The organism is Acidobacteriota bacterium, assembly GCA_016716715.1.
Classification (GTDB): Bacteria; Acidobacteriota; Thermoanaerobaculia; order UBA5066; family UBA5066; genus Fen-183.
In genome coordinates this window covers 260,004-278,340 of record JADJVE010000002.1, presented here as the reverse complement: position 1 = coordinate 278,340, position 18,337 = coordinate 260,004, and the positions used below count along the sequence as shown (strand labels likewise).

Genomic DNA, 18,337 nt, shown 5'->3' with positions numbered 1-18,337 from the left:
GCGTGACGAAGCGTCCCGATTCCCCCGTCCCCGCCACACCCCGTCGCGCGCTTTCGAAGAAGGACCTCCTCGACATCGACGGGATCACCGAGGACGACATCCGCCTCGTCCTCGACACCGCCGAATCCATGCGCGAGATCAACCAGCGCGCGATCAAAAAGGTCCCGACGCTGCGCGGCAAGCTCGTCGCGAACCTCTTCTTCGAGAACTCCACCCGGACGAGGTTCTCCTTCGAGATCGCCGAGCGACGCCTTTCGGCCGACTCGATTGCGCTCTCGGCGGTCGGGACGTCCGTCGCCAAGGGCGAGACGCTCCTCGATACGGGACGAAACCTCATGGCGATGGCTCCCGACGCGATCGTGATCCGGCACTCGCGTTCCGGCGCGCCGCACCTCCTCGCCCGGAACCTCCCGTGCGCCGTCGTGAACGCCGGCGACGGGACGCACGAGCACCCCACGCAGGCGCTTCTCGACGCCTTCACGATCCGCCGCGCGAAGGGCACGCTCGCGGGCCTGCGCGTGGCGATCTGCGGCGACGTCGCGAACAGCCGCGTCGCGCGCTCGAACGTCTCGCTCCTCACGAAGATGGGCGCGGGCGTGACGCTCTGCGGGCCGCGCACGCTGCTTCCGGCCGAGATCGAGCGGACGGGCGCCCGGATCGCAACCCGGATCGAGGAGGCGATCGAGGGGGCCGACGTGGTGATGATCCTGCGCGTCCAGAAGGAGCGCGGCGGCGGCCTCGGATTTCCCTCGGATCGCGAATACTACGAGCAGTTCGGCCTGACCCCGGAGCGCCGGAAGCTCGCGAAGAAGGACGCCATCGTGATGCACCCCGGCCCCATGAACCGCGGCGTGGAGATCGACTCGGCCGTCGCGGACGGCCCCGACTCCGTGATCCTCGAGCAGGTCGAGAACGGCGTCGCCGTGCGTATGGCCGTGCTCTACCTCCTGATCGGCGCGAGCGGAGACGACGAATGAGCGGCGAAGCGGTCCTTCTCCGGGGCGGGCGCGTCGTCGACCCCTCGCGCAACCTCGACCAGACGCTCGACGTCCTCCTGAAGGACGGCGTGATCGCGAAGGTGGACGAGAAGATCGCCGCCAAGGGCGCCGAGGTCGTCGAGGCCGCCGGCTTCGTCGTCGCCCCGGGGTTCGTGGACCTGCACACGCACCTCCGGGAGCCCGGCTTCGAATACAAGGAGACGATCGCGAGCGGCACGCGCGCCGCGGCCGCGGGCGGATTCACGACCGTGTGCGCGATGGCGAACACGGACCCCGTCCCGGACGACGCGCCGACCGTCGCGTTCATCGTGCGGCGCGCCCGGGAGACCGGCGTCGTCCGCGTGTTCCCGATCGGCGCCGTCTCGAAGGGCCTCAAAGGCGTCGAGCTCTCCGAGATCGGCTCGATGAAGGCGGAGGGAATCGTCGCGATCTCCGACGACGGCAAGCCGATCGCGAACGGCAACCTCATGCGCCGCGCCCTCGAGTACGCCTCGATGTTCTCTCTGCCGGTCGTCGTCCACGAGGAGGATCCCTCGATCGTGGGCGCCGGCGTCATGAACGAGGGCTGGGCCTCGACGCGCCTCGGCCTCGCGGGGTGGCCCAACGTGGGCGAGAGCGCAATGGTCGCTCGCGACGTCCAGCTCGCGGCGCTCACGGGCGCCCGGCTTCACATCGCGCACGTTTCGACACGCGAGAGCCTCGAGGCGATCCGCGCGGCCCGCAGGCTCGGCGTTCCCGTCACGTGCGAGGTCACGCCGCACCACCTTCTTCTCACCGACGAGGACGTCGCGCGCTCGGGCTACGACACGCGCTTCAAGATGAACCCGCCGCTGCGCTCCGAGGCCGACCGGGCGGCCCTCGTGGCCGCGCTCGTCGAGGGGACGATCGACTGCGTCGCGACGGACCACGCGCCCCACCACGAGGACGAGAAGAACGTCGAGTTCGCCGACGCCCCGTTCGGCGTGACCGGTCTCGAGACGGCGCTGCCCGCGCTCGTGGACGGGCTCCTCGCGCCGCGCGCGATCACGCTCCTGCGCCTCGTCGAGGTGCTCTCGACAGCTCCGGCGCGGGCCTTCGCCCTCCCGTACGGGACGCTCGCCGAGGGCGCCCCGGCCGACGTCGTGCTCTTCTCGACGACGAAGTCGACGCCGGTGACGCCCGACGGCTTCCAGAGCCGGTCGAAGAACTCGCCATGGATCGCGCGCACGCTCAAGGGACGCGTCGAAAAGACGTGGGTCGCCGGCCGCGAGGTTTACGCGCGCGGCTCCGGGCCGGCACGATGAGCTCGCGCGAGGACTCCGGGGCGTACCTCAAGCCGGTCTCTTCGGAGATTCCGGTCGCGGTGGGCAAGCCCAAGCGGATCATCATCGTCGAGCACGAAGCGCTCTTCGCAGAGGTCTGGCGCACGCTCCTCCTCACGCGCTACGGCCCGGCGATTACGGTCGAGATGTACCAGGACCCGCTCAAGGCGCTCGAGGTCATCGGGCCGGACGTCTCACTCCTCATGGTCGACCTCGAGCTGCCGCTCTTCGGCGGGCGGAAGATGTTCGAGCTCGCGAAGGAGCGCGGCGTCGCGCCGCGCCGCATGGTCATCCTCTCGACGCGCGACGCGAACGAGCTCCATCAGCTCTTCCCGGACGGCTGCTGCCTCGCCGTGATCAACAAGCACGAACCGAACCAGCAGAACGCGTTCCTGATGATCCTCGACTCGATCGTCAAGCGGCACTGACGCGGCCCGTCAGCGCGGCGGCGGCGGGGGCTGAACGAGGTCGGGGACGGCGGCGACGGCCGCCGGATCGGGCGGCTTCACGGCGAGAACTTCCGACAGGAACGCGAGGCGGTCGCGGCGCGCCTCGGCGTTCAGCGCGTGCGGCGCGTCGTAGAGCTTGAGCGCCTTCGGCTCGCTCACGTTCGCGGCGTACTCCTTCGCGCGCGCGGGCGTCAGGAAGTCCTCCTGTGTCGCGTACTGCAGAAAGACCTTTGCCGGGGCGGCCTTCGCGACGTTCGGGCCGGGGTCCGCCCACGCGTGGTCCGCCATGAACGCGTCGAAGCGGATCGGCCCGGACTTCTCGCGGGCCGTCCGGTACTCGGGCGACCGGAGGTCGACCTGGTCCGACAGTGCGCCCGCCATGAGGACGAATGCCTTGAAGCGCCGATCGACGCCCGAGAGGATCGCACCGACCGTCGCGTTATAGCTGTGGCCGACGTACGCGAGCCGGCGCGCGTCGACCTCGGGGCGCGCGAGAAGGAGATCGGCCCCGCGGCGCATGTCGACGACCTGCTGGACGAGGTCGTCGTACCGCTTCTCGGAGAAGGTCGTGCCCGCGACGTAGCCAGTCCGCGCGACGGGCCCGTCCGTGAGGAGCGAGACGACGCCGGAGCGCGCGAGGACGACGGCCTCGTCGAGGAACTGCTTCCGGCTCTTCATCGGCGAGTTCTCCCAGTACCAGTGCCCCCACAGAACCGCGGCGAAAGGGCCCTTCCCCGCGGGCACGACGAGGTACGCCGGGACGCGCCCGCCTTTCGGACTCGCGTAGGTGAGGTCCTGGATGACGACGTCGCCGCGCGTCTCGACGCCCGTCGTCACCGCGTCGAGCGGAGCCTTAGGGTCGTAGGCGAAGTGCGACTCGGGAGCGGGCGTGGGAGACGCGGTTACGGTCGAGGCGGCGGCGGCGAAGAGGAGTGCGGCGAGCATGAGAACATCATTCTAGGTGCGCCGCCCCCCCGCATGAAGAGCTCCCTCGACGTCGCGATTGCGGCCGCCCGCGAGGCCGGTGAGGTGCTCGTCGGGCACTTCGGCCGGCTCGACCCCGCCTCCGTAGAAGAGAAGGCCGCGAACGACGTGGTGTCGATCGCGGACAAGGAGAGCGAGGCCGTCATCCGGCGCGCCGTACTCGGCGCATTTCCCTCCGACCGCTTCCTCGGGGAGGAGACGGGCCTCTCGGGCGTGGACGAGACCGCGCCGTCCTGGATCGTGGATCCCCTCGACGGCACCGCGAACTTCGTGCGGGGATTCCCGCACTGGGCCGTGTCCATCGCGCGGACGCGCGGCGGCCTCCTCGGCGAGATCGAGGCCGGTGTCGTCTGGGACCCCGTCAAGGACGACCTCTTCACGGCGGAGCTCGGCTCCGGTGCGTTCCGCAACGGCCACCGGCTGCGGGTGCCGCCGCGGCCGGACCTGCGCAGCGCGGCGCTCGCGACGGGCTTCCCGTTCCGGCAGGCGCACAAGATCGATCGCTACCTCTCGATCTTCCGCGAGCTGTTCCTCAAGGTGCGCTCCATGCGCCGCGCCGGGAGCGCGGCGCTCGACCTCGCGTACGTCGGGGCCGGCATCTTCGACGGCTTCTTCGAGTTCGGCCTCTCGCCGTGGGATTCGGCGGCGGGCGCGCTCGTCGTGACGGAGGCCGGCGGCCGCATGTCGGACTTCGACGGCGGGGACACGTGGCGGACGCGCGGAAACATCCTTGCGGGCTCGCCGGGCGTCCACGCGGCGCTCGTCGCGGCGATGAAGGAGATGGGAGTCGAAGAGAGGGATCTATGAAGGCGCGGGGGATCCTGCTCGTGTTCTGGACCGTCTCGGCCGCGATGCGCGCGGAGGCCCAGTCGCCCGACTGGTTCGACGCCTTCCGCGGCAAGGCGTACCTGCAGGGGGACGCGAGCTTCGTCGCGCGAGAGAAGGCGGCGGCGCCCGATTCTCCGCCCCTCTTCCGAGCGCGCTGGGTGGTGGTCCGCTTCGAAGCGTTCTCAGGAAAGGCGCGTAACGCCTGGCCGTACCGGAATCTCCTCCTCATGACGATGCCGGGGGGTGCGAGGTATGTCGTGGAATCGGCCTTTGGATTCGTGGACGAGAATCACCTGGAGGAGGACAGGCCCTTTCACCGGGTCGCATCGGCCCACGCGGTGTTCGAGATGTGGTCGTCGGGCGGCTTCGAAGATTCGGACGCGGCGGCGGAGGATCCCTGCGGGGGATCGCGCCAGAAGGTGCGCGCGCCGGGCGGGAGTCTCGACTTCATCCTTACGGATCTTTCTAGCCGCACGGTTCGGACGAGCCTTAGAGAGATCACGGCGGCGACATTCGACGCGAACGAGCATCACGACCTCGTGAACCTGCTCAAGGTTGCACCAGACGGCGCTCCGTCTCTCCCGAAGGACACGTTTGGTCTGAACGCGCGCAACGCGATCTTCTCCGTAACCGTCGCGTTTCGGGACGACGTCCCGCCGGTCGCCCAGCGCACCGTCGTCCTCACTCAAGACCCGGAGCCTTCGGGCGACCTCGCGGCGTGGCGCGGCCTCGCGCACTTACCGCTGGACCTCCCGCCATTTCCCGCGATCGTGCCGGAAAACCCGATCCGATGAAGACCGGCGACTCCCTCTTCCTTTCTAAGAAGATCTTCTTTCTTCTCTTCCTCTCGCCCACCGCAACGCGGGCGCAGGAGCCGCCGAAGGTGACGCTCGAGCGCATCGTCGACGCCCGCGGCAACCGCGTCTGCGATGTCGCGAAGTCCGAATTGAAGGCCGAGGGCGTCCGCCGCACAGCGTGGGTCGTGCGCGGACTCCTCCCGAGCGATCTCGTCCTGACGCTCGAGGCGGTGGGCGGGCAGGCGTCGCTCCACGAGATCGCCCTCGGAGGCCGTCCCCCCCTGCGCTTCGCGAGCCCCTCGCCGGGCGGGCGAGTCACGGCCACGTCGCCCGCGTCGTCGTTCAAGTACTTCGACGTCGACCTATCGCGCAAGACGGTGCGCTGCAACCTCACGCGCCTCGCGGACGAGGCCGATCCCGATCTCCTCGCGGCCGTTTCGGAATACGGCCTCCTGAAGCAGGGACTCGAGAACGGATCGAGCTACGGGCCCGAGGAATCGCCCATCGTCGCGCTCCTCGCCGCGCGAAAGCAGGCGCCGCATCCCTCGCCGCCGTACCGCAAGCGCGCCCCGTGGACGGAAGGCGGCCCCGAGGCCGACGAGCTCGCCGCGGCCGCGCGCGCGGCCGTCTCGCGCTGACCTACCAGGGCAGGCCGCGGACCTCGCACGCCCGGCGGTAGACCGCCTCGTAGCGCTCCGCGGAGCGGTCCCACGAGAAGTCCTGCGCCATCCCGTTGTCGACGATCCGCCGCCAGCGGTCGGGCTGGAAGAAGACGTGCTGTGCGTGGAGGATCTCGGCCGCGAGCGCGTGCGGCGCGGGCGCGTCGAACGCGAACCCCGTCGCCCGGTCGAGGTTGAAGCCGTCGTACGGGACGACGGAATCCGCGAGGCCGCCGGTCCGCCGTACGATCGGCGGCGTCCCGTACGCGAGCGAGTACATCTGGGAGAGGCCGCACGGCTCGAACCGCGACGGCATCACGAACGCGTCGGAGCCGGCCTCGATCTTGTGGGAGAGAGCCTCGTCGTACCCGACGAACGCCTTGAAGTGTCCGGGGTGGCGCGCCTCGAGGAGCCGCATGGAGCCCTCGTAGGCGGGCTCGCCCGAGCCGAGCATCACGATCCTCACGCCCCGCCGCACGAGCTCGGGGGCCGATTCGAGGAGGAGGTCGAAGCCCTTCTGGTCCGTGAGCCGGCCGATTGCGCCGACCAGGAACCCGGCATCGGACGGGTCGAAGCCCGCGAGGCGGCAGAGGTCGGCGCGGCAGGAGGCCTTGCCGGAGAGATCGTAGGGCGAGTAGCGCGCCGCGAGAGCGCCGTCCGTCGCGGGGTTCCAGATCCCGCGGTCGATCCCGTTCAGGATGCCGACGACGCGCTCGCCCCGCGCCCTGAGGATCGCGTCGAGACCGAAGCCGCCCTGGGGAGTGCGGATCTCGTCGGCGTACGTCGGGGAGACCGCCGTGATCATGTCGGCCGCGACGATCGCGCCCTTCAGGAGGTTGACGTTCCCGCCGAACTCCACGCCGCCGCCCGACCAGGCGGCGGACGGCAGGCCGAGCGCCGGGAAGTCGCCGCGTCCGTAAACGCCCTGGTAACCGAGGTTGTGGATCGTGAGGACGGAAGCCACGTCGTCGAACCAGCGGTCCCGCCAGTTGCTCCATGCCGCGAGCATCGCGCCGAGTGCGGGGTGCCAGTCGTGCACGTGCAGGATCCGGGGCTTGCGTCCGAGCCGCTTCAGCGCCTCGATCGACGCGCGGACGAAGAGCGAGAAGCGCCACAAACCGTCGTCCTGCCCGCGCTCGTTCGGTGCGTAGATCTGCCGGCGGTGGAAGAGCGGGTCGTGCGCGACGAAGTAGATCGGCACGGTCGTCCCGGGCAGGAGGTCCCACAGGAGGCCGACGCGGTACGGCAGGCCGAGGATCGAGACGTCGAAGGACGGCATCGCTTCCTCGGGCCACGTGCGCCGCTTGCGGTACCACTCGGCCGCCTCGAGGTGAAACGGGAGAAACACGTCGACGTCGTTCCCGCCGGACGCGAGAGCCTTCGGGAGGGCGCCCACCACGTCGCCGAGCCCGCCGGTCTTCGCGAACGGGACGCACTCGGCGGCGAGGTGCGTGATTCTCAGGCGAGGCCTCAGTTCACGATGGCGGTGGCCGTCAGCGTCCGGGAGGACGTCGCGACGGTGATGACCGCGGTGCCCCGCGCGAGCCCGATGACCGCGCCGTTCGAGACGGAGGCGATCTTCGGCTCCGAGCTCGTCCACGCGAGAGCCGCGTCCTCGATCGCCATCCCGCTCGCGTCCCGGACGGTCGCGTTGATGTGCTGGGTCTCGCCGATCTTGATGATCAGCGTGAGGGGGCTGATCTCGAACGTCCCGATCTCACGGTGCAGCACGCGGACGTCCGACGCGGAGCTCTGGTCGTTCCCGAGGCTCGCGATGATCGTCGTCCGGCCCTCGCCGGCGGACGTCACGACTCCGTTCGCGTCGACGGTCGCGACCTTCGTGTCGCCGGACATCCATTTCGGCTTGAGGTTCGCGGCGTTCCCCTTGGCGTCCTTGATCTCGACCGCGAGCGCCATCTTCGTGCCGGCCGGGCCGACGAGCGTCATGCGGCTCGGGGACACGCTCATCGAAGCGACGTCCACGACCTCCACGGAGGCGCTGCCCGTTGCGGTCTGCGCCATCGCGGACAGGGTCGCGCGGCCAGGGGCGAGCGAGCGCACGAGGCCGTTCCCGTCGACGCTGGCGATCTTGGGCTTGTCGCTCGTCCAGGCCACGGGAACGCCGGGGAGGGGCCTGCCCTTCTTGTCGACGACCTCGAACTTGATCGTCTGGGTGCGGCCTGACCCGTAGAAGGTGAGCTTCGCCGGGGTGACGCGGATCTCCGCGGGCTTCGCCTTGCAGCCGAGGGCGAGAGCCACGCCGAGCGCGACGGCGGCGCCGCGCAGCGCCACGACGTGTCTTGCGTTCATTGGGGCGATTCTAGCGGATGGACGCCACGCCGGACGGGGGACGGAATCATGGCGGCCATGGCCGCGGCCTGCCCGGCGTTCAGCCGCGAAGCGGGCACGTGAAAGAGGGCGCGCGCGGCCGCCTCGCAACCCCACGTGCGCTCGCCCCACTCGATGGCCGACAGGTAGACCTCGAGGATCCGTTTCTTCGGCACGCAGGCGTCGAGGGCGAGCGCGATCGAGGCTTCGCGGGCCTTGCGCCACCAGGTCCGCTGGCCCGACAGCCAGAGGTTCTTCGCGAGCTGCTGCGTGATCGTCGAGGCGCCGTGCACGCGCGGCCGCCGGTCTTGCGCGTGCCGGCGGTTGTACTCCCGTGCCTCCGCGACGGCGTTCCAGTCGATCCCGTGGTGGTCCCAGAACCGCGCGTCCTCGGAGGCGATGACGGCCTCGACGAGGGCGGGGGAGACCTGCGAGAGCGGGACGGGCCGCCGGTCGATCGCGTCGCTCTTGCCCGCCGCGCGCAGGCGCTCCTGGCGCGCGCGGATGAAAGCGGTCGTCGACGGGTCCCGCCAGCGGAGAAGAATTATTTGAGGAAGAGGGACGAAGACGAGGAGGAAGAAAAAGACGAGGAGAAGAGAGAGATTTCTTAGAAGGTGAAGAGGGGAGATTTTCAGCCGACGATCTCGGTCAGCGCCGCGCGCAGGCGCTGGACGCCGAGTGCCGCCTCGTCCTTCGTCAGCGTGAGCGGCGGACGCAGGCGGATCGCCCGGTCGCCGGAGGTGAGGGCCATGACGTTGTGCTTCTTGAGCCAGCACGCGAGGACGTCGCCGCGCGTCTTGCCGTCCGGCAGGTCGAACGCGATGAAGAGCCCGCGCCCGCGGATGTTCGTCATCTTCCCGGGGAACTCGGCGGCGAGCTCGCCGAGCTTGCCGAGCAGGAACTCGCCCGTCGTCTTCGCGTTCTCGACGAGGTTCTCCTCGACCATGATCTCGAGGAACTTGCGGCAGCGCACCATGTCGACGAGGTTTCCGCCCCACGTCGAGTTGATCCGCGAGGAGACGTTGAAGACGTTCTCGGGCTCTTCCATGATCCGGTCGTTCGAGGCGAAGCCGCAGACCTGCGTCTTCTTGCCGAACGTGAACATGTCCGGCTCGACGCCGAGCCCCTGGAAGGCCCACATGGACCCCGTGAGGCCCATGCCCGTCTGCACCTCGTCGAGGATGAACAGCATGTCGTTCTCGTCGCAGATCGTCCGGAGGCGCTTGAGGAACTCCGGGCGGAAGTGGTTGTCGCCGCCTTCGCCCTGGATCGGCTCCATGATGAGCGCCGCGACGTCGTCCGGGTTCTCCGCGAGAGCCTGGTGGATCTGGCGGATCGCGAGCTCCTCGACGGCGGCCGTCTGGGCGAGCGATTCGGGCGTGAGCGGGAACGTCAGCTTCGGGTTCACGACGCGCGGCCAGTCGAACTTCGGGAAGTACATCGTCTTCCGCGGGTCGGACGTGTTCGTGAGGGAGAGCGTGTAGCCCGAGCGGCCGTGGAAGGCCTGCTCGAAGTGGAGGACCTTCGCCCCCACCTCGCGCCGGTGGCCCTTTCGAAAGTTCCGGCGCACCTTCCAGTCGAAGGAGGCCTTGAGCGCGTTCTCGTTGGCGAGGGCGCCGCCCTCGACGAAGAACATGTGCTTCGCGTGCGTCTTCGGAACCGAGAGGCGCGCGAACGTCTCCACGAAGAGCGCCATGTGCTCGGTGTAGATGTCGCTGTTCGCCGGCTTCGTGACGGCGGCCCATGCGAGCTCTTCCAGGAACTCCGGAGCCATCACCTTCGGGTGCGCGTAGCCGATCGGGCACGTCGCGAAGTGCGAGTAGAAGTCCAGGACCTCCACGTCGTGGAGCGAGTCGTACATGAAGTTGCCGTGCGACCGCTTGAGGTCCATGACGACGTGGTACCCGTCCACGAGCATGTGGCTCGACAGGGAGTCGAGAACCTGCTTCGGGTCGAGTTTCGAGATCAGGCGAGGAGAGGCGTGAGGAGCCATGAAGGCATGATAACCCGCCGTCGCGCGACCCATTAACCCGTTGGCCGGGCTCGGGTTATCGCCCTGAGATCAGGTCTTGAGGATGACGGCCAGCGAGTCCTCGCCGGGCTCGTTGTCGCCCGCGCCGACGACGCAGTTCTTGCCGCGGGTCTTGGCCATGTAGAGGGCCGCGTCCGCGAGCTTCAGGAGCTCGTTCTTCTGCTCGGGGGCGGAGAGCGCGGGGTTCACGTTCTCCTGCCACGTCGCGACGCCGATCGACATCGAGATCACGTTCTTGAGGTTCAGCGCGGGCTCGCCGGGTCCGATCGACATCGGAAGGAAGACCCAGTCGTTGATCGCCTTGCGGACCGACTCGGCGATCTCCATCGCCTTCTGGCGCGTCGCCTCGAGCAGGATGACCGTGAACTCGTCGCCGCCGTAGCGGCAGGCGAGCGATACCGTGTCCGCGAGCGTCCTCTGCAGGATGAACGAAACCTCCCGCAGGACCTGGCTGCCCGCGAGGTGGCCGTGCAGGTCGTTGACCCGCTTGAGGTGGTCGCAGTCGAGGAAGAGGAGGGCCAGGTTGCCCTCCTTCGCTTCCGCGAGCCGGTCGATCTCGCGCTGGAGCTTCCGGTGGAAGTAGCGGTCGTTGTAGAGCGACGTGAGGGAGTCGCGGCGCGCGACCTCGCGCGCGCGGCGCTCGTCGAGCAGGTTCTGGAGCGCGAGCGAGAGCGTGTCGCCGAAGAGCTCCATGAGGCGCTCGTCGCGCGGCGTGAACGCGGGCTCGCCCTGCCGGTTCAGGAGGATGAGAGAGCCGCAGACGTGGTTCTCGATCACGACGGGCACGGCGAGGACGTTCAGGATGTCCCGTGAGAGGAGTCCGTCCGTCTCGCGGGAAAACGCGTACGCGCCCCCGACCTCGTTCACGCACGTGCGCTCGCCGCGGGCGTACACGAAGCCCGCGATTCCGTCGACCGGCCGCACCTTCCGGCCCGCGACGCCGTCCTTCCCCTCTCCCGCGAGAACGATGATCGTGAGCTCGTTGCGCGAGCGGTCATCCTCCTTCGAGACGGGGTCGTCCAGCAGGAGCGCACACGTCTCGGACGGCACGAACTCCATGGCCCGGTTGACGAGCGTGACGAGGAACCGCTCGGGCGGCGTCCCGCTCGTCTCGTCGAGGAGACGGTGCCGCTCCATGTAGCGCGTCAGCAGCTTCGGGGAGATGACCCGCGCGTTTCGGCTCAAGATTCCGGTGATTTTACGCCCAGCGGGCGCCGTGCCGCCGCAGGCTGCTCAGGCGACGAGCGGCAGGACGCGCGCGGCGCGCTCGCGAACCTCGCGGATTCGCGCGTCGTACTCGCCGAGCTGCGGCGCGAACCGGAGGAAGTCCACGTCGTCGAGGAGCGCCTTCACGTCGGCGAGGCGGGCCTCCGGGAGGCCCCGGTCCTTCAATGCCGCGAGGAGCTCGGAGGCTCCGAGCGTCTCGGAGATGCCGTGGCGGCGCGCGAGCGCCTCGCGCAGCGCCCGGTCCACGCGGGCCGCGGCCCGTTCCTTGGTCTCGCCCGGCTCGGGGGCGAGCGCCTGCCGGAAGGCGTCGCGCCGGCGCCGCCGGTGCGCGAAGACGAACACGCCGGCGGCCGCGACAGAGGCCCCGGCGATCGCGGCGAGAGCCCACAGGGGCACGGTGACGGTGCCGCGGGACATGTCCACCGCCGCGCGCGCGGGCGTCGGCTCGGGCGCCGGCGCGGGCACGGGGGGTGCCGGCGCGCCGGGGAGGGTCGTCTCCGCCGACGCGGTGGACGCCGCGGCGGAGGACGTCTCCGCCCCCGCGGGCCCGCCTTCCACGACGAGCGTGACGGGCTGGGTCGTCTTGACCACGACGCGCTTCTCGACGGGATCGAAGACGTCGACGGAGACCGGCGGAATGGTGACGCTCCCCATCGCGGTGGGTACGAGGACCCAGCTCCATTCGGTCGAGGTCTGCGTACGCCCGAGGTGCGACGCGTCCGTCTTCGTGCTCGGAGGGTAGACCTTCGCCCCCGCGACCTCGAGACGGGGCGCCTCGGACGCCGTGCGGAGGTTTCCCGTTCCGGAGAGCCGCACCTTGAACGTGGCGGCGTCGCCGGCTGCGACGCGCGTCCGGTCGATCTTCGCCGTCAGCTCGAAGCGGCCGACCGGGCCCTTGAAGTCGGGGCGGCCGGGGACCGCGAGGATCTTCAGGCTGACGGGCTTCGCGACGAGGTCCAGCACCTGCGGCCTCGGGAAGAACCCGAACGGATCTCCGAACGGGTCGGGGCCGACGCGGACGCTCGTGCGGATCTTGGCCTCCGGCACCGTCACGGAGCCCGGCGTCAGTCCCGATACGGCCTTCTTGAGGAGCGTGAAACGCATGACGGTGCGGCCGTCGACGACGTCGCGGCGGCCCTCCGGCCGCTCCGGCTTCTCGAGGTCCTCGGCCCAGAGCCCCGGAAATTTGGGCGGCTCGATGTACTCGAGCCCCTGGACGTCGGCCTGCGTGAGGAGCTCGTACGTCAGCGTGATCTCCTCGCCGACGTAGGCCGTCGTCTTGTCCGGCGTGACGCGGAATTCGACGAACGGGCGGGCGCCGCGTTCGGCGCGGGGGCTTCCCGCAGGATCGCGCCGGCGGAAGAACTGGGAGAGCGGGTCTTCCGGCTCGGGCTCCTGCTGCGGCGCGCGCTGCGAGGAGCCCGCGGGCCTCGCCGCTCCGACCTCGAGGAGGTAGCTCGCGGCCTTCACGGTCTTGTCGCCGAACCCGAACGATGCCTCTCCGATCTCGGCGGGCCCGGGCCCCAGCGGCCGGAGCACGTACGTGATCGAGAGCGTCCGGCTGAAAACGCCGTTCACGTACGAGACCTGCTCCGAGCGGGACGGGCCGCCGGCGACGGACAGGTTCCGGAGCGGGATCGGCGAGGGGACACGCAGCGTGCCCGAGAGGCCGCCGCCCGTGAACGTGTACGTGAGGTGCACGAGCTCGTCCGCGGACGGCCGCGCCTTGTCCACGCTCACCTGCACGGCCACGTCGTCGGCGGCGTCGAGGCGCGCCGGCGCGCCGAACGCGAAAAGCGTCGCGGCGGAGACGGCGGCCGCAGCGGCGAGGGCGCGTCTCACCAGTCCCTCGCGACCTTTCGCCGGCCGCGCTGCTCGGCGATCTTCTTTTTCTGCTCCTCGAGGTCCGAGCGCTCGATGGCGGACAGGAGCTGCTCGGCCTTCTCGCGCGACATGTTCGCCTTCTGCTCGAAGTCCCGGTCCTGGCGGCGCTTCTCCTCGTCCTTGCCGCCCGCCTGCGGGTCCTGCTTCTGCTTGTCGTCCTTGCCCTGCGAACTCTTCTTGTCCTTCTGGTCGTCCTTCTTCTGCTGGTCCCTCTTCTGCTGCTCCTGCTGCTTCTTCTGCTCCTCGGCCCGGCGGACGCAGAGCTCGTAGTTCCACGCGGCGTCCGCGTCGCTCGGGCGGCGCCGGAGCGCGTCCCGGAAGGCCGCGGCGGCCTTCTCGTACTGCTTCTCGCGGAAGAGCGCCTGACCCTCGTTGAACGCGGCGTCCGCCGCGAGCGCGCCGCGCCCTTCCTTTCGCGCCTTCTCGAGCGACGCAAGCGCCTCGGGCACCCGCCCTGCTTTCGACTGCGCGGTCCCGAGGTTGTACGCGCCGGTCGGGTCCTTCGGGTCGAGGGCGATCTCCTCCTGGAAGTGCGTCAGCGCCTCGTCGGTCTTCTTCTCGTCGAGGGCTTTCTGCCCCTTCTGAGCGGAGGAGCGGGGAGAAGAGAAGATTTTCTTTGAAAGGGGGAGGGAGGCTGGTTCCTCGGGGGAGCCCGACGTTGCAGCGGCAGGGTCCGAGGAAGACGAAGAGCTCTTAGAAGGTGAAGAGGGAGAAGGAGCAGCCTGTTGCGGCGCGGCGGAAACGGGCACGGCGGGTGCAGATTGCGCGGCCGCACGGAGCGCCGCCCCCATCACGAGCAGGGTCGCCGTGGCCGCTGCCCCAGCCCCTCTTACCTTTCTAAGAAATCTTCTCTTCTTTCCGGCTCCGACTCCGAGCAGCAAGAGCCCGAGCGCCGCCACCGCGACGCCGAGCGGAAACTGGAAGCGCTCCTCCCGCATCGTGAGAAGGACCTCGGACATGGGCCGGCGCGCGCCGAGGTCGATCTGGCGGGCCACGCCCTCGAGGTCGGTCCGGAGCGACGAGACGGCGGTATACGACCCGCCCGTCCCGGCCGCGAGCCGGCGGAGGAGCTCCGGGTCGGGCTTCGAGAGGACGGGCTGGCCGCCGGCGTCGGACTTGTAGCCGCTCGTGCGGCCCGCGGCGTCCACCTCGGGCACGGGCGCTCCCGTCCCGGACGTGGCGCCGACGAAGACGGCGTGGATCGTGATCCCTTCCGCCTTCGCGCGGCCGATCGCGGCGTCGACTCCGCCCTCGAGGTCCTCGCCGTCGGAGAAGAAGACGAGGTGGCGGCCGCCGCCGACGCCGGGAGGAAACAGCTCGGCCGCCGCCGCGATGCCCGCCGCGACCGACGTGCCGGGCTTGGCGCCCATGCCGGGCTCGATGGCGTCCAGGAAGAGTCCGACGGCGGCCGCGTCGAGCGTGAGCGGCACGAGCGCCTGAGCGTCGCCCTCGCACGAGACGAGCGCGACGCGGTCGCTGCCGAGACGCGCGACGAGCGACTGCGCGGCCTGGCGGGCGAGCGCGAACCGCGACGGCGAGACGTCCGCCGCGCGCATGGAGGCGGACGTGTCGAGGACGAGGACGACGTCGGCGCCGCGCCGCTCGGCGCGCTCCTGGGTGTCGCCCCAGTGCGGCCGCGCGAACGCGGCGCCGAGCGAGATCGCGACGAGGACCGCGAGGACGGCCGCGAGCGCGGGCGTCGACGGGGGCGGCGCGAGGCGGGCCTTGGCGGCCAGCTCGGGCGAGACGAGGGCGGCCGCGCGCGCCGCGCGGCGGCGGGCGGCCCAGAAGAGGAGGACGCCCAGGACGAGCGCAGCGCCCGCGCCCGCGAGGAGCGCGTAAGGCGTCGCGAAGACGGCGAGGAGGCCGCGAAGGGAGTTCATCGGGGCGCCACCGGGAAGAGAAGGAGCGCGCCGAGCGCCGAGAGCGCGAGGCAGAGGGCCGCGGGGCGCGCGACCGCGCGGAAGACCTCGCGAAAGCGCGTGTAGCGCGTCGTCTTGATCTCGGTTTTCTCGAGCCTGTCGATCGTCGCGAACGTGTCGGCGAGGCCCTGCGAGTCGGTCGCGCGGAAGTAGCGGGCGCCCGTCTCCTTCGCGATGCGCTGGAGCAGCGGCTCGTCCACGTCCACGTTCGCGCGGATGCGGCGCTCCACCGTTCGGCCCGTCTCGGGGTCCTTCATCGGGATCGGGATCTCGACCGGGCCGTTGTTCGTTCCGACGCCGACGGTGTAGACCCTCACGCCGAGCGCTTTCGCGACGCCCGCGGCGGTGTCCGGGTCGATCTCTCCCGCGTTGTTGCCGCCGTCCGTCACGAGGACGATCACGCGCGACTTCGCCTTCGAGGGCTTGAGGCGCGCGAGCGCGTTGCCGAGCGCGAGCCCGATCGCCGTTCCGTCGCCCTGGTCGCCGAGCTTGAGGCCCGCGAGACGCTCGAGGACCATCACGCGGTCCGTCGTGAGCGGGCTCACGGTGCGCGAGCGTCCGGCGAAGACGAGAAGGCCGACGCGGTCGTTCGGGCGGCCTTCGATGAACGCGCGCGTGCAGGCCTTCGCGACGTGGAAGCGGTTTTTCGGCTTGAAGTCCTCGGCGGCCATCGAGCCCGAAGCGTCGAGCGCGACGAAGATGTCGACGCCCTCGGTCCACGACTCCGTGCGTTCGAGGCCGAGGCGCGGGCGGGCGAGGGAGACGACGAGCCCCGCGTAGCCGACGAGCGCGAGCGCGAACGGCACGTGGCGCAGGCGGACCCGCCACGACGGGACGACGCGCGCGACGGGGGCGAGCGTCGAGACGACGAGGGCGCCATCCCCGCGCTTCTCGCGCAGGATCTTGAGGGCGATCGCGACCGGCACGAGGACGAGCAGGAGGAGGAAGAGCGGATCCTTGAACGAGAGCCCCGGCGGCACGTGGCTCGCCAGGAAGTCGCGCAGAGCGGCGGGAATCGTCACGACGCCTTCGCCTTCGCGCTCGCGGCGGCGGCTTCGGCGGCCCGGCGCGCGGCCTCGCGCGCCTCGACGTGGTCGTGCAGGCGGCGGGCGCGGGCGAGCCCCTCGCGCGCGTCGTCTCGCGTGGCGGCGCCCTTTCCGAACTTGACCCGGTCGGCGGATGCGAGGAGGTCGGGCAGCGCGACGTCGGCAGGCAGGTCGAAGCCCTTCTCGCGGAAGCGGCGGATCGTCTCGAACGTCGTCCACTCGAGGACCGGATCGCCTGTCGTCCGCTCGAGGTAGCGCTTCACGGCGTGCGTGAGCTCCGAGTAGAAGCCGCGCGCGTCGCCGCCCAGCGTGTCGACGGCGGGGGCGAGACGGTCGAGCTCGCGGCGCAGTTCCTCGCCGGGCGGCACGCGCGGCGCGGCGGGCTCGCCGAGGTCACCCTGGCGCCGGCGGCGCAGAACCCACCACCAGGCGAGCCCGGCCACGAGCGCGACGACGGCGCCGAGCGCGGCCCAGACCTTTGCGGGGATCGCGGGGATGCGGATTCCCTTGTCGGCCTTCGGAGTGATCTCCTCGGGCTTCTTGTCTTTCGGGAGACGTGACGCCACGGTCAGCTCGACGGCGGGCGGGCGCACGTCGGCACCGGAAGACGAGGAGGAAGATTCTTTGAATGAGTAATGCGGCCCGGGCACCTGCACGGTTCCCGCCATGAAGGGGAACAGCGCCACGTCCTGTCGCCATTCGAAGAAATCTCCGGTCTTGCTCTTCGTGAGCGTGGGTGCGGGGGGAGGCTCGAACTCGAGCACCGCGCCGCCGGGAGGTCTTGCTCCTTCCTCCGGCGCGGGCGTCACGAGCGAGTCGAGCGCGAGCGTCGCGCCTGCGGGCAGCTTCGCCGAGTACGTCACGACGACGCGCTCGCCGATCGAGACGGCGGTCGCCCCATTCACCTTCGAAGAAAATTCGACCGGCGACTGTGCGAGAAGGCTGCTCGCAGCGCCGAGCAGCAGGACGGCAAGCGCGGGAGCAAGAAGAAATTTCTTCATCGCCCCGCCGCCTTGCGTTTCTCGCGCTCCTTGAAGAAGCGCACGAGAGGAAGCTCGTACGACGCGTCCGTGCGAAGCGGGATGGAGTCGATGCCCGCGGCGCGGAAGATCGGCGCGGGCTCGGGCAGCTCGGCGGGGCGGAGGCTCCACGCCTTGCGGAACGCGGGGTCGGACGCGTCGAAGACGCGCGTCTCGCCCGTTTCGGCGTCGCGCAGGCGCACGAGCCCCGAGGCCGGGATCTCGCGCTCGCGCGGGTCGGAGACAGGGATCGCGACGACGTCGTGCCGCTTGTTGAGCGTCTTGATCGCCTTCTCGTAGCCGGCCGCGAGGAAGTCCGAGAGCAGGAAGACGACCGAGCGCTGCTTGAGGAGGCCGGCCGCGCTCCGGAGCGCGAGCGCGATGTCGGTGCCGGTGCCGGCGGGCTCGAGCGAGAGCGCGTCGCGCGTGATCGCGAGCGCGTGGTCCACGCCCTTGCGCGGCAGGTGGTAGCGCTCGAGGCGGTCCGTGAAGAGGAGCGCCCCGACCCGGTCGTTGTTCTTGACGGCCGCGAAGGAGAGCAGGGCCGCGATCTCGGCCATGAGCTCGCGCTTCGTGAGGTACTTCGAGCCGAAGCCCTGCGAGGCCGAGAGGTCGAGGAGGAGGAGGACCGTGAGGTCGCGCTCCTCGACGAATTTCTTCACGTGCGGGACGCCCGTTCGCGCCGTCACGTTCCAGTCGATCGTCCTGACGTCGTCGCCGGGCACGTACTCGCGCACCTCGGAGAACTCCATCCCGCGCCCGCGGAACACGGAGTGGTACTCCCCGCCCACGCCCGCCTCGACCAGCCGGTTCGTGCGGATGCGGATGCGGTGGAGCTTCTTGACGATCTCGCGGGGAAGCAT

General features: G+C 70.4%; 18 protein-coding genes. 7 read left to right on the top strand and 11 right to left on the bottom strand.

Annotated elements, in window-relative coordinates:
* Nucleotides 1-2 precede the first annotated feature (2 nt).
* Genes IPL89_03785 through IPL89_03775 form a run of 3 tightly spaced genes read left to right on the top strand, consistent with a single transcriptional unit; the run spans nucleotide 3 to nucleotide 2,727 of the window.
* Complete coding sequence (locus tag IPL89_03785) at nucleotides 3-977, top strand: aspartate carbamoyltransferase catalytic subunit (protein MBK9062304.1); 975 nt, start codon at nucleotides 3-5, stop codon at nucleotides 975-977.
* Entirely contained in the window at nucleotides 974-2,281 is a 1,308-nt protein-coding gene (locus IPL89_03780) for a dihydroorotase (protein MBK9062303.1), read from the top strand. Before IPL89_03785 ends, IPL89_03780 begins: the two co-directional genes overlap by 4 nt.
* The gene (locus tag IPL89_03775; GenBank protein ID MBK9062302.1) at nucleotides 2,278-2,727 is read left to right on the top strand and encodes a histidine kinase; all 450 of its coding nucleotides are present in this window, start codon (nucleotides 2,278-2,280) and stop codon (nucleotides 2,725-2,727) included. Before IPL89_03780 ends, IPL89_03775 begins: the two co-directional genes overlap by 4 nt.
* A gap of 9 nt (nucleotides 2,728-2,736) precedes the next feature.
* On the opposite strand, the gene IPL89_03770 is transcribed toward IPL89_03775, so the two are convergent.
* Nucleotides 2,737-3,693: a hypothetical protein gene (locus IPL89_03770; GenBank protein MBK9062301.1), complete on the bottom strand. Its 957-nt coding sequence runs from the start codon at nucleotides 3,691-3,693 to the stop codon at nucleotides 2,737-2,739.
* A 33-nt stretch (nucleotides 3,694-3,726) separates the two neighbouring features.
* On the opposite strand from IPL89_03770, the gene IPL89_03765 reads away from it, so the two are divergent.
* Genes IPL89_03765 through IPL89_03755 form a run of 3 tightly spaced genes read left to right on the top strand, consistent with a single transcriptional unit; the run spans nucleotide 3,727 to nucleotide 5,995 of the window.
* Nucleotides 3,727-4,539: an inositol monophosphatase gene (locus tag IPL89_03765; GenBank protein ID MBK9062300.1), complete on the top strand. Its 813-nt coding sequence runs from the start codon at nucleotides 3,727-3,729 to the stop codon at nucleotides 4,537-4,539.
* Entirely contained in the window at nucleotides 4,536-5,354 is an 819-nt protein-coding gene (locus IPL89_03760) for a hypothetical protein (GenBank protein ID MBK9062299.1), read from the top strand. The genes IPL89_03765 and IPL89_03760 overlap by 4 nt, the downstream gene beginning before the upstream one ends.
* Nucleotides 5,351-5,995, top strand: coding sequence for a hypothetical protein (locus IPL89_03755; GenBank protein ID MBK9062298.1), 645 nt, complete (start codon nucleotides 5,351-5,353; stop codon nucleotides 5,993-5,995). The genes IPL89_03760 and IPL89_03755 overlap by 4 nt, the downstream gene beginning before the upstream one ends.
* 1 nt (nucleotide 5,996) lies before the next feature.
* Here IPL89_03755 and IPL89_03750 read toward each other — a convergent pair whose 3' ends face one another.
* The 3 genes from IPL89_03750 to IPL89_03740 form a co-directional block, all read right to left on the bottom strand.
* On the bottom strand, nucleotides 5,997-7,415 hold the full coding sequence (locus IPL89_03750; protein MBK9062297.1) for a glycogen synthase: 1,419 nt from the start codon (nucleotides 7,413-7,415) through the stop codon (nucleotides 5,997-5,999).
* A 71-nt stretch (nucleotides 7,416-7,486) separates the two neighbouring features.
* Nucleotides 7,487-8,326 carry an Ig-like domain-containing protein gene (locus tag IPL89_03745; protein ID MBK9062296.1) on the bottom strand — a complete coding sequence of 280 codons (840 nt, stop codon included), beginning with the start codon at nucleotides 8,324-8,326 and terminating at the stop codon, nucleotides 7,487-7,489.
* Nucleotides 8,323-8,637, bottom strand: coding sequence for a transglycosylase domain-containing protein (locus IPL89_03740; protein ID MBK9062295.1), 315 nt, complete (start codon nucleotides 8,635-8,637; stop codon nucleotides 8,323-8,325). Before IPL89_03740 ends, IPL89_03745 begins: the two co-directional genes overlap by 4 nt.
* On the opposite strand from IPL89_03740, the gene IPL89_03735 reads away from it, so the two are divergent.
* Nucleotides 8,632-8,955 carry a hypothetical protein gene (locus IPL89_03735; GenBank protein MBK9062294.1) on the top strand — a complete coding sequence of 108 codons (324 nt, stop codon included), beginning with the start codon at nucleotides 8,632-8,634 and terminating at the stop codon, nucleotides 8,953-8,955. The two genes, IPL89_03740 and IPL89_03735, sit on opposite strands and share 6 nt — an antisense overlap.
* A 20-nt stretch (nucleotides 8,956-8,975) precedes the next feature.
* Here the strand turns inward: IPL89_03735 and IPL89_03730 are convergent, their stop codons facing one another.
* The 7 genes from IPL89_03730 to IPL89_03700 all read right to left on the bottom strand — a co-directional run bounded on the left by IPL89_03730 (nucleotide 8,976) and on the right by IPL89_03700 (nucleotide 18,337).
* Nucleotides 8,976-10,337, bottom strand: a complete 1,362-nt coding sequence (locus IPL89_03730) for an L-lysine 6-transaminase (protein MBK9062293.1) — start codon at nucleotides 10,335-10,337, stop codon at nucleotides 8,976-8,978.
* Nucleotides 10,338-10,406: 69 nt separating this feature from the next.
* Nucleotides 10,407-11,561: a sensor domain-containing diguanylate cyclase gene (locus IPL89_03725; GenBank protein MBK9062292.1), complete on the bottom strand. Its 1,155-nt coding sequence runs from the start codon at nucleotides 11,559-11,561 to the stop codon at nucleotides 10,407-10,409.
* A 48-nt stretch (nucleotides 11,562-11,609) separates the two neighbouring features.
* A complete protein-coding gene (locus IPL89_03720; GenBank protein MBK9062291.1) occupies nucleotides 11,610-13,445 on the bottom strand; it encodes a BatD family protein in 1,836 nt (611 codons plus the stop codon).
* Nucleotides 13,442-15,370 (bottom strand): VWA domain-containing protein, encoded by a 1,929-nt coding sequence (locus tag IPL89_03715; GenBank protein MBK9062290.1) that lies wholly within the window; start codon nucleotides 15,368-15,370, stop codon nucleotides 13,442-13,444. Before IPL89_03715 ends, IPL89_03720 begins: the two co-directional genes overlap by 4 nt.
* On the bottom strand, nucleotides 15,367-16,431 hold the full coding sequence (locus tag IPL89_03710; GenBank protein MBK9062289.1) for a VWA domain-containing protein: 1,065 nt from the start codon (nucleotides 16,429-16,431) through the stop codon (nucleotides 15,367-15,369). The genes IPL89_03715 and IPL89_03710 overlap by 4 nt, the downstream gene beginning before the upstream one ends.
* A complete protein-coding gene (locus IPL89_03705) occupies nucleotides 16,428-17,456 on the bottom strand; it encodes a hypothetical protein (GenBank protein ID MBK9062288.1) in 1,029 nt (342 codons plus the stop codon). The genes IPL89_03710 and IPL89_03705 overlap by 4 nt, the downstream gene beginning before the upstream one ends.
* Nucleotides 17,453-18,337 carry a DUF58 domain-containing protein gene (locus IPL89_03700; GenBank protein MBK9062287.1) on the bottom strand — a complete coding sequence of 295 codons (885 nt, stop codon included), beginning with the start codon at nucleotides 18,335-18,337 and terminating at the stop codon, nucleotides 17,453-17,455. The genes IPL89_03705 and IPL89_03700 overlap by 4 nt, the downstream gene beginning before the upstream one ends.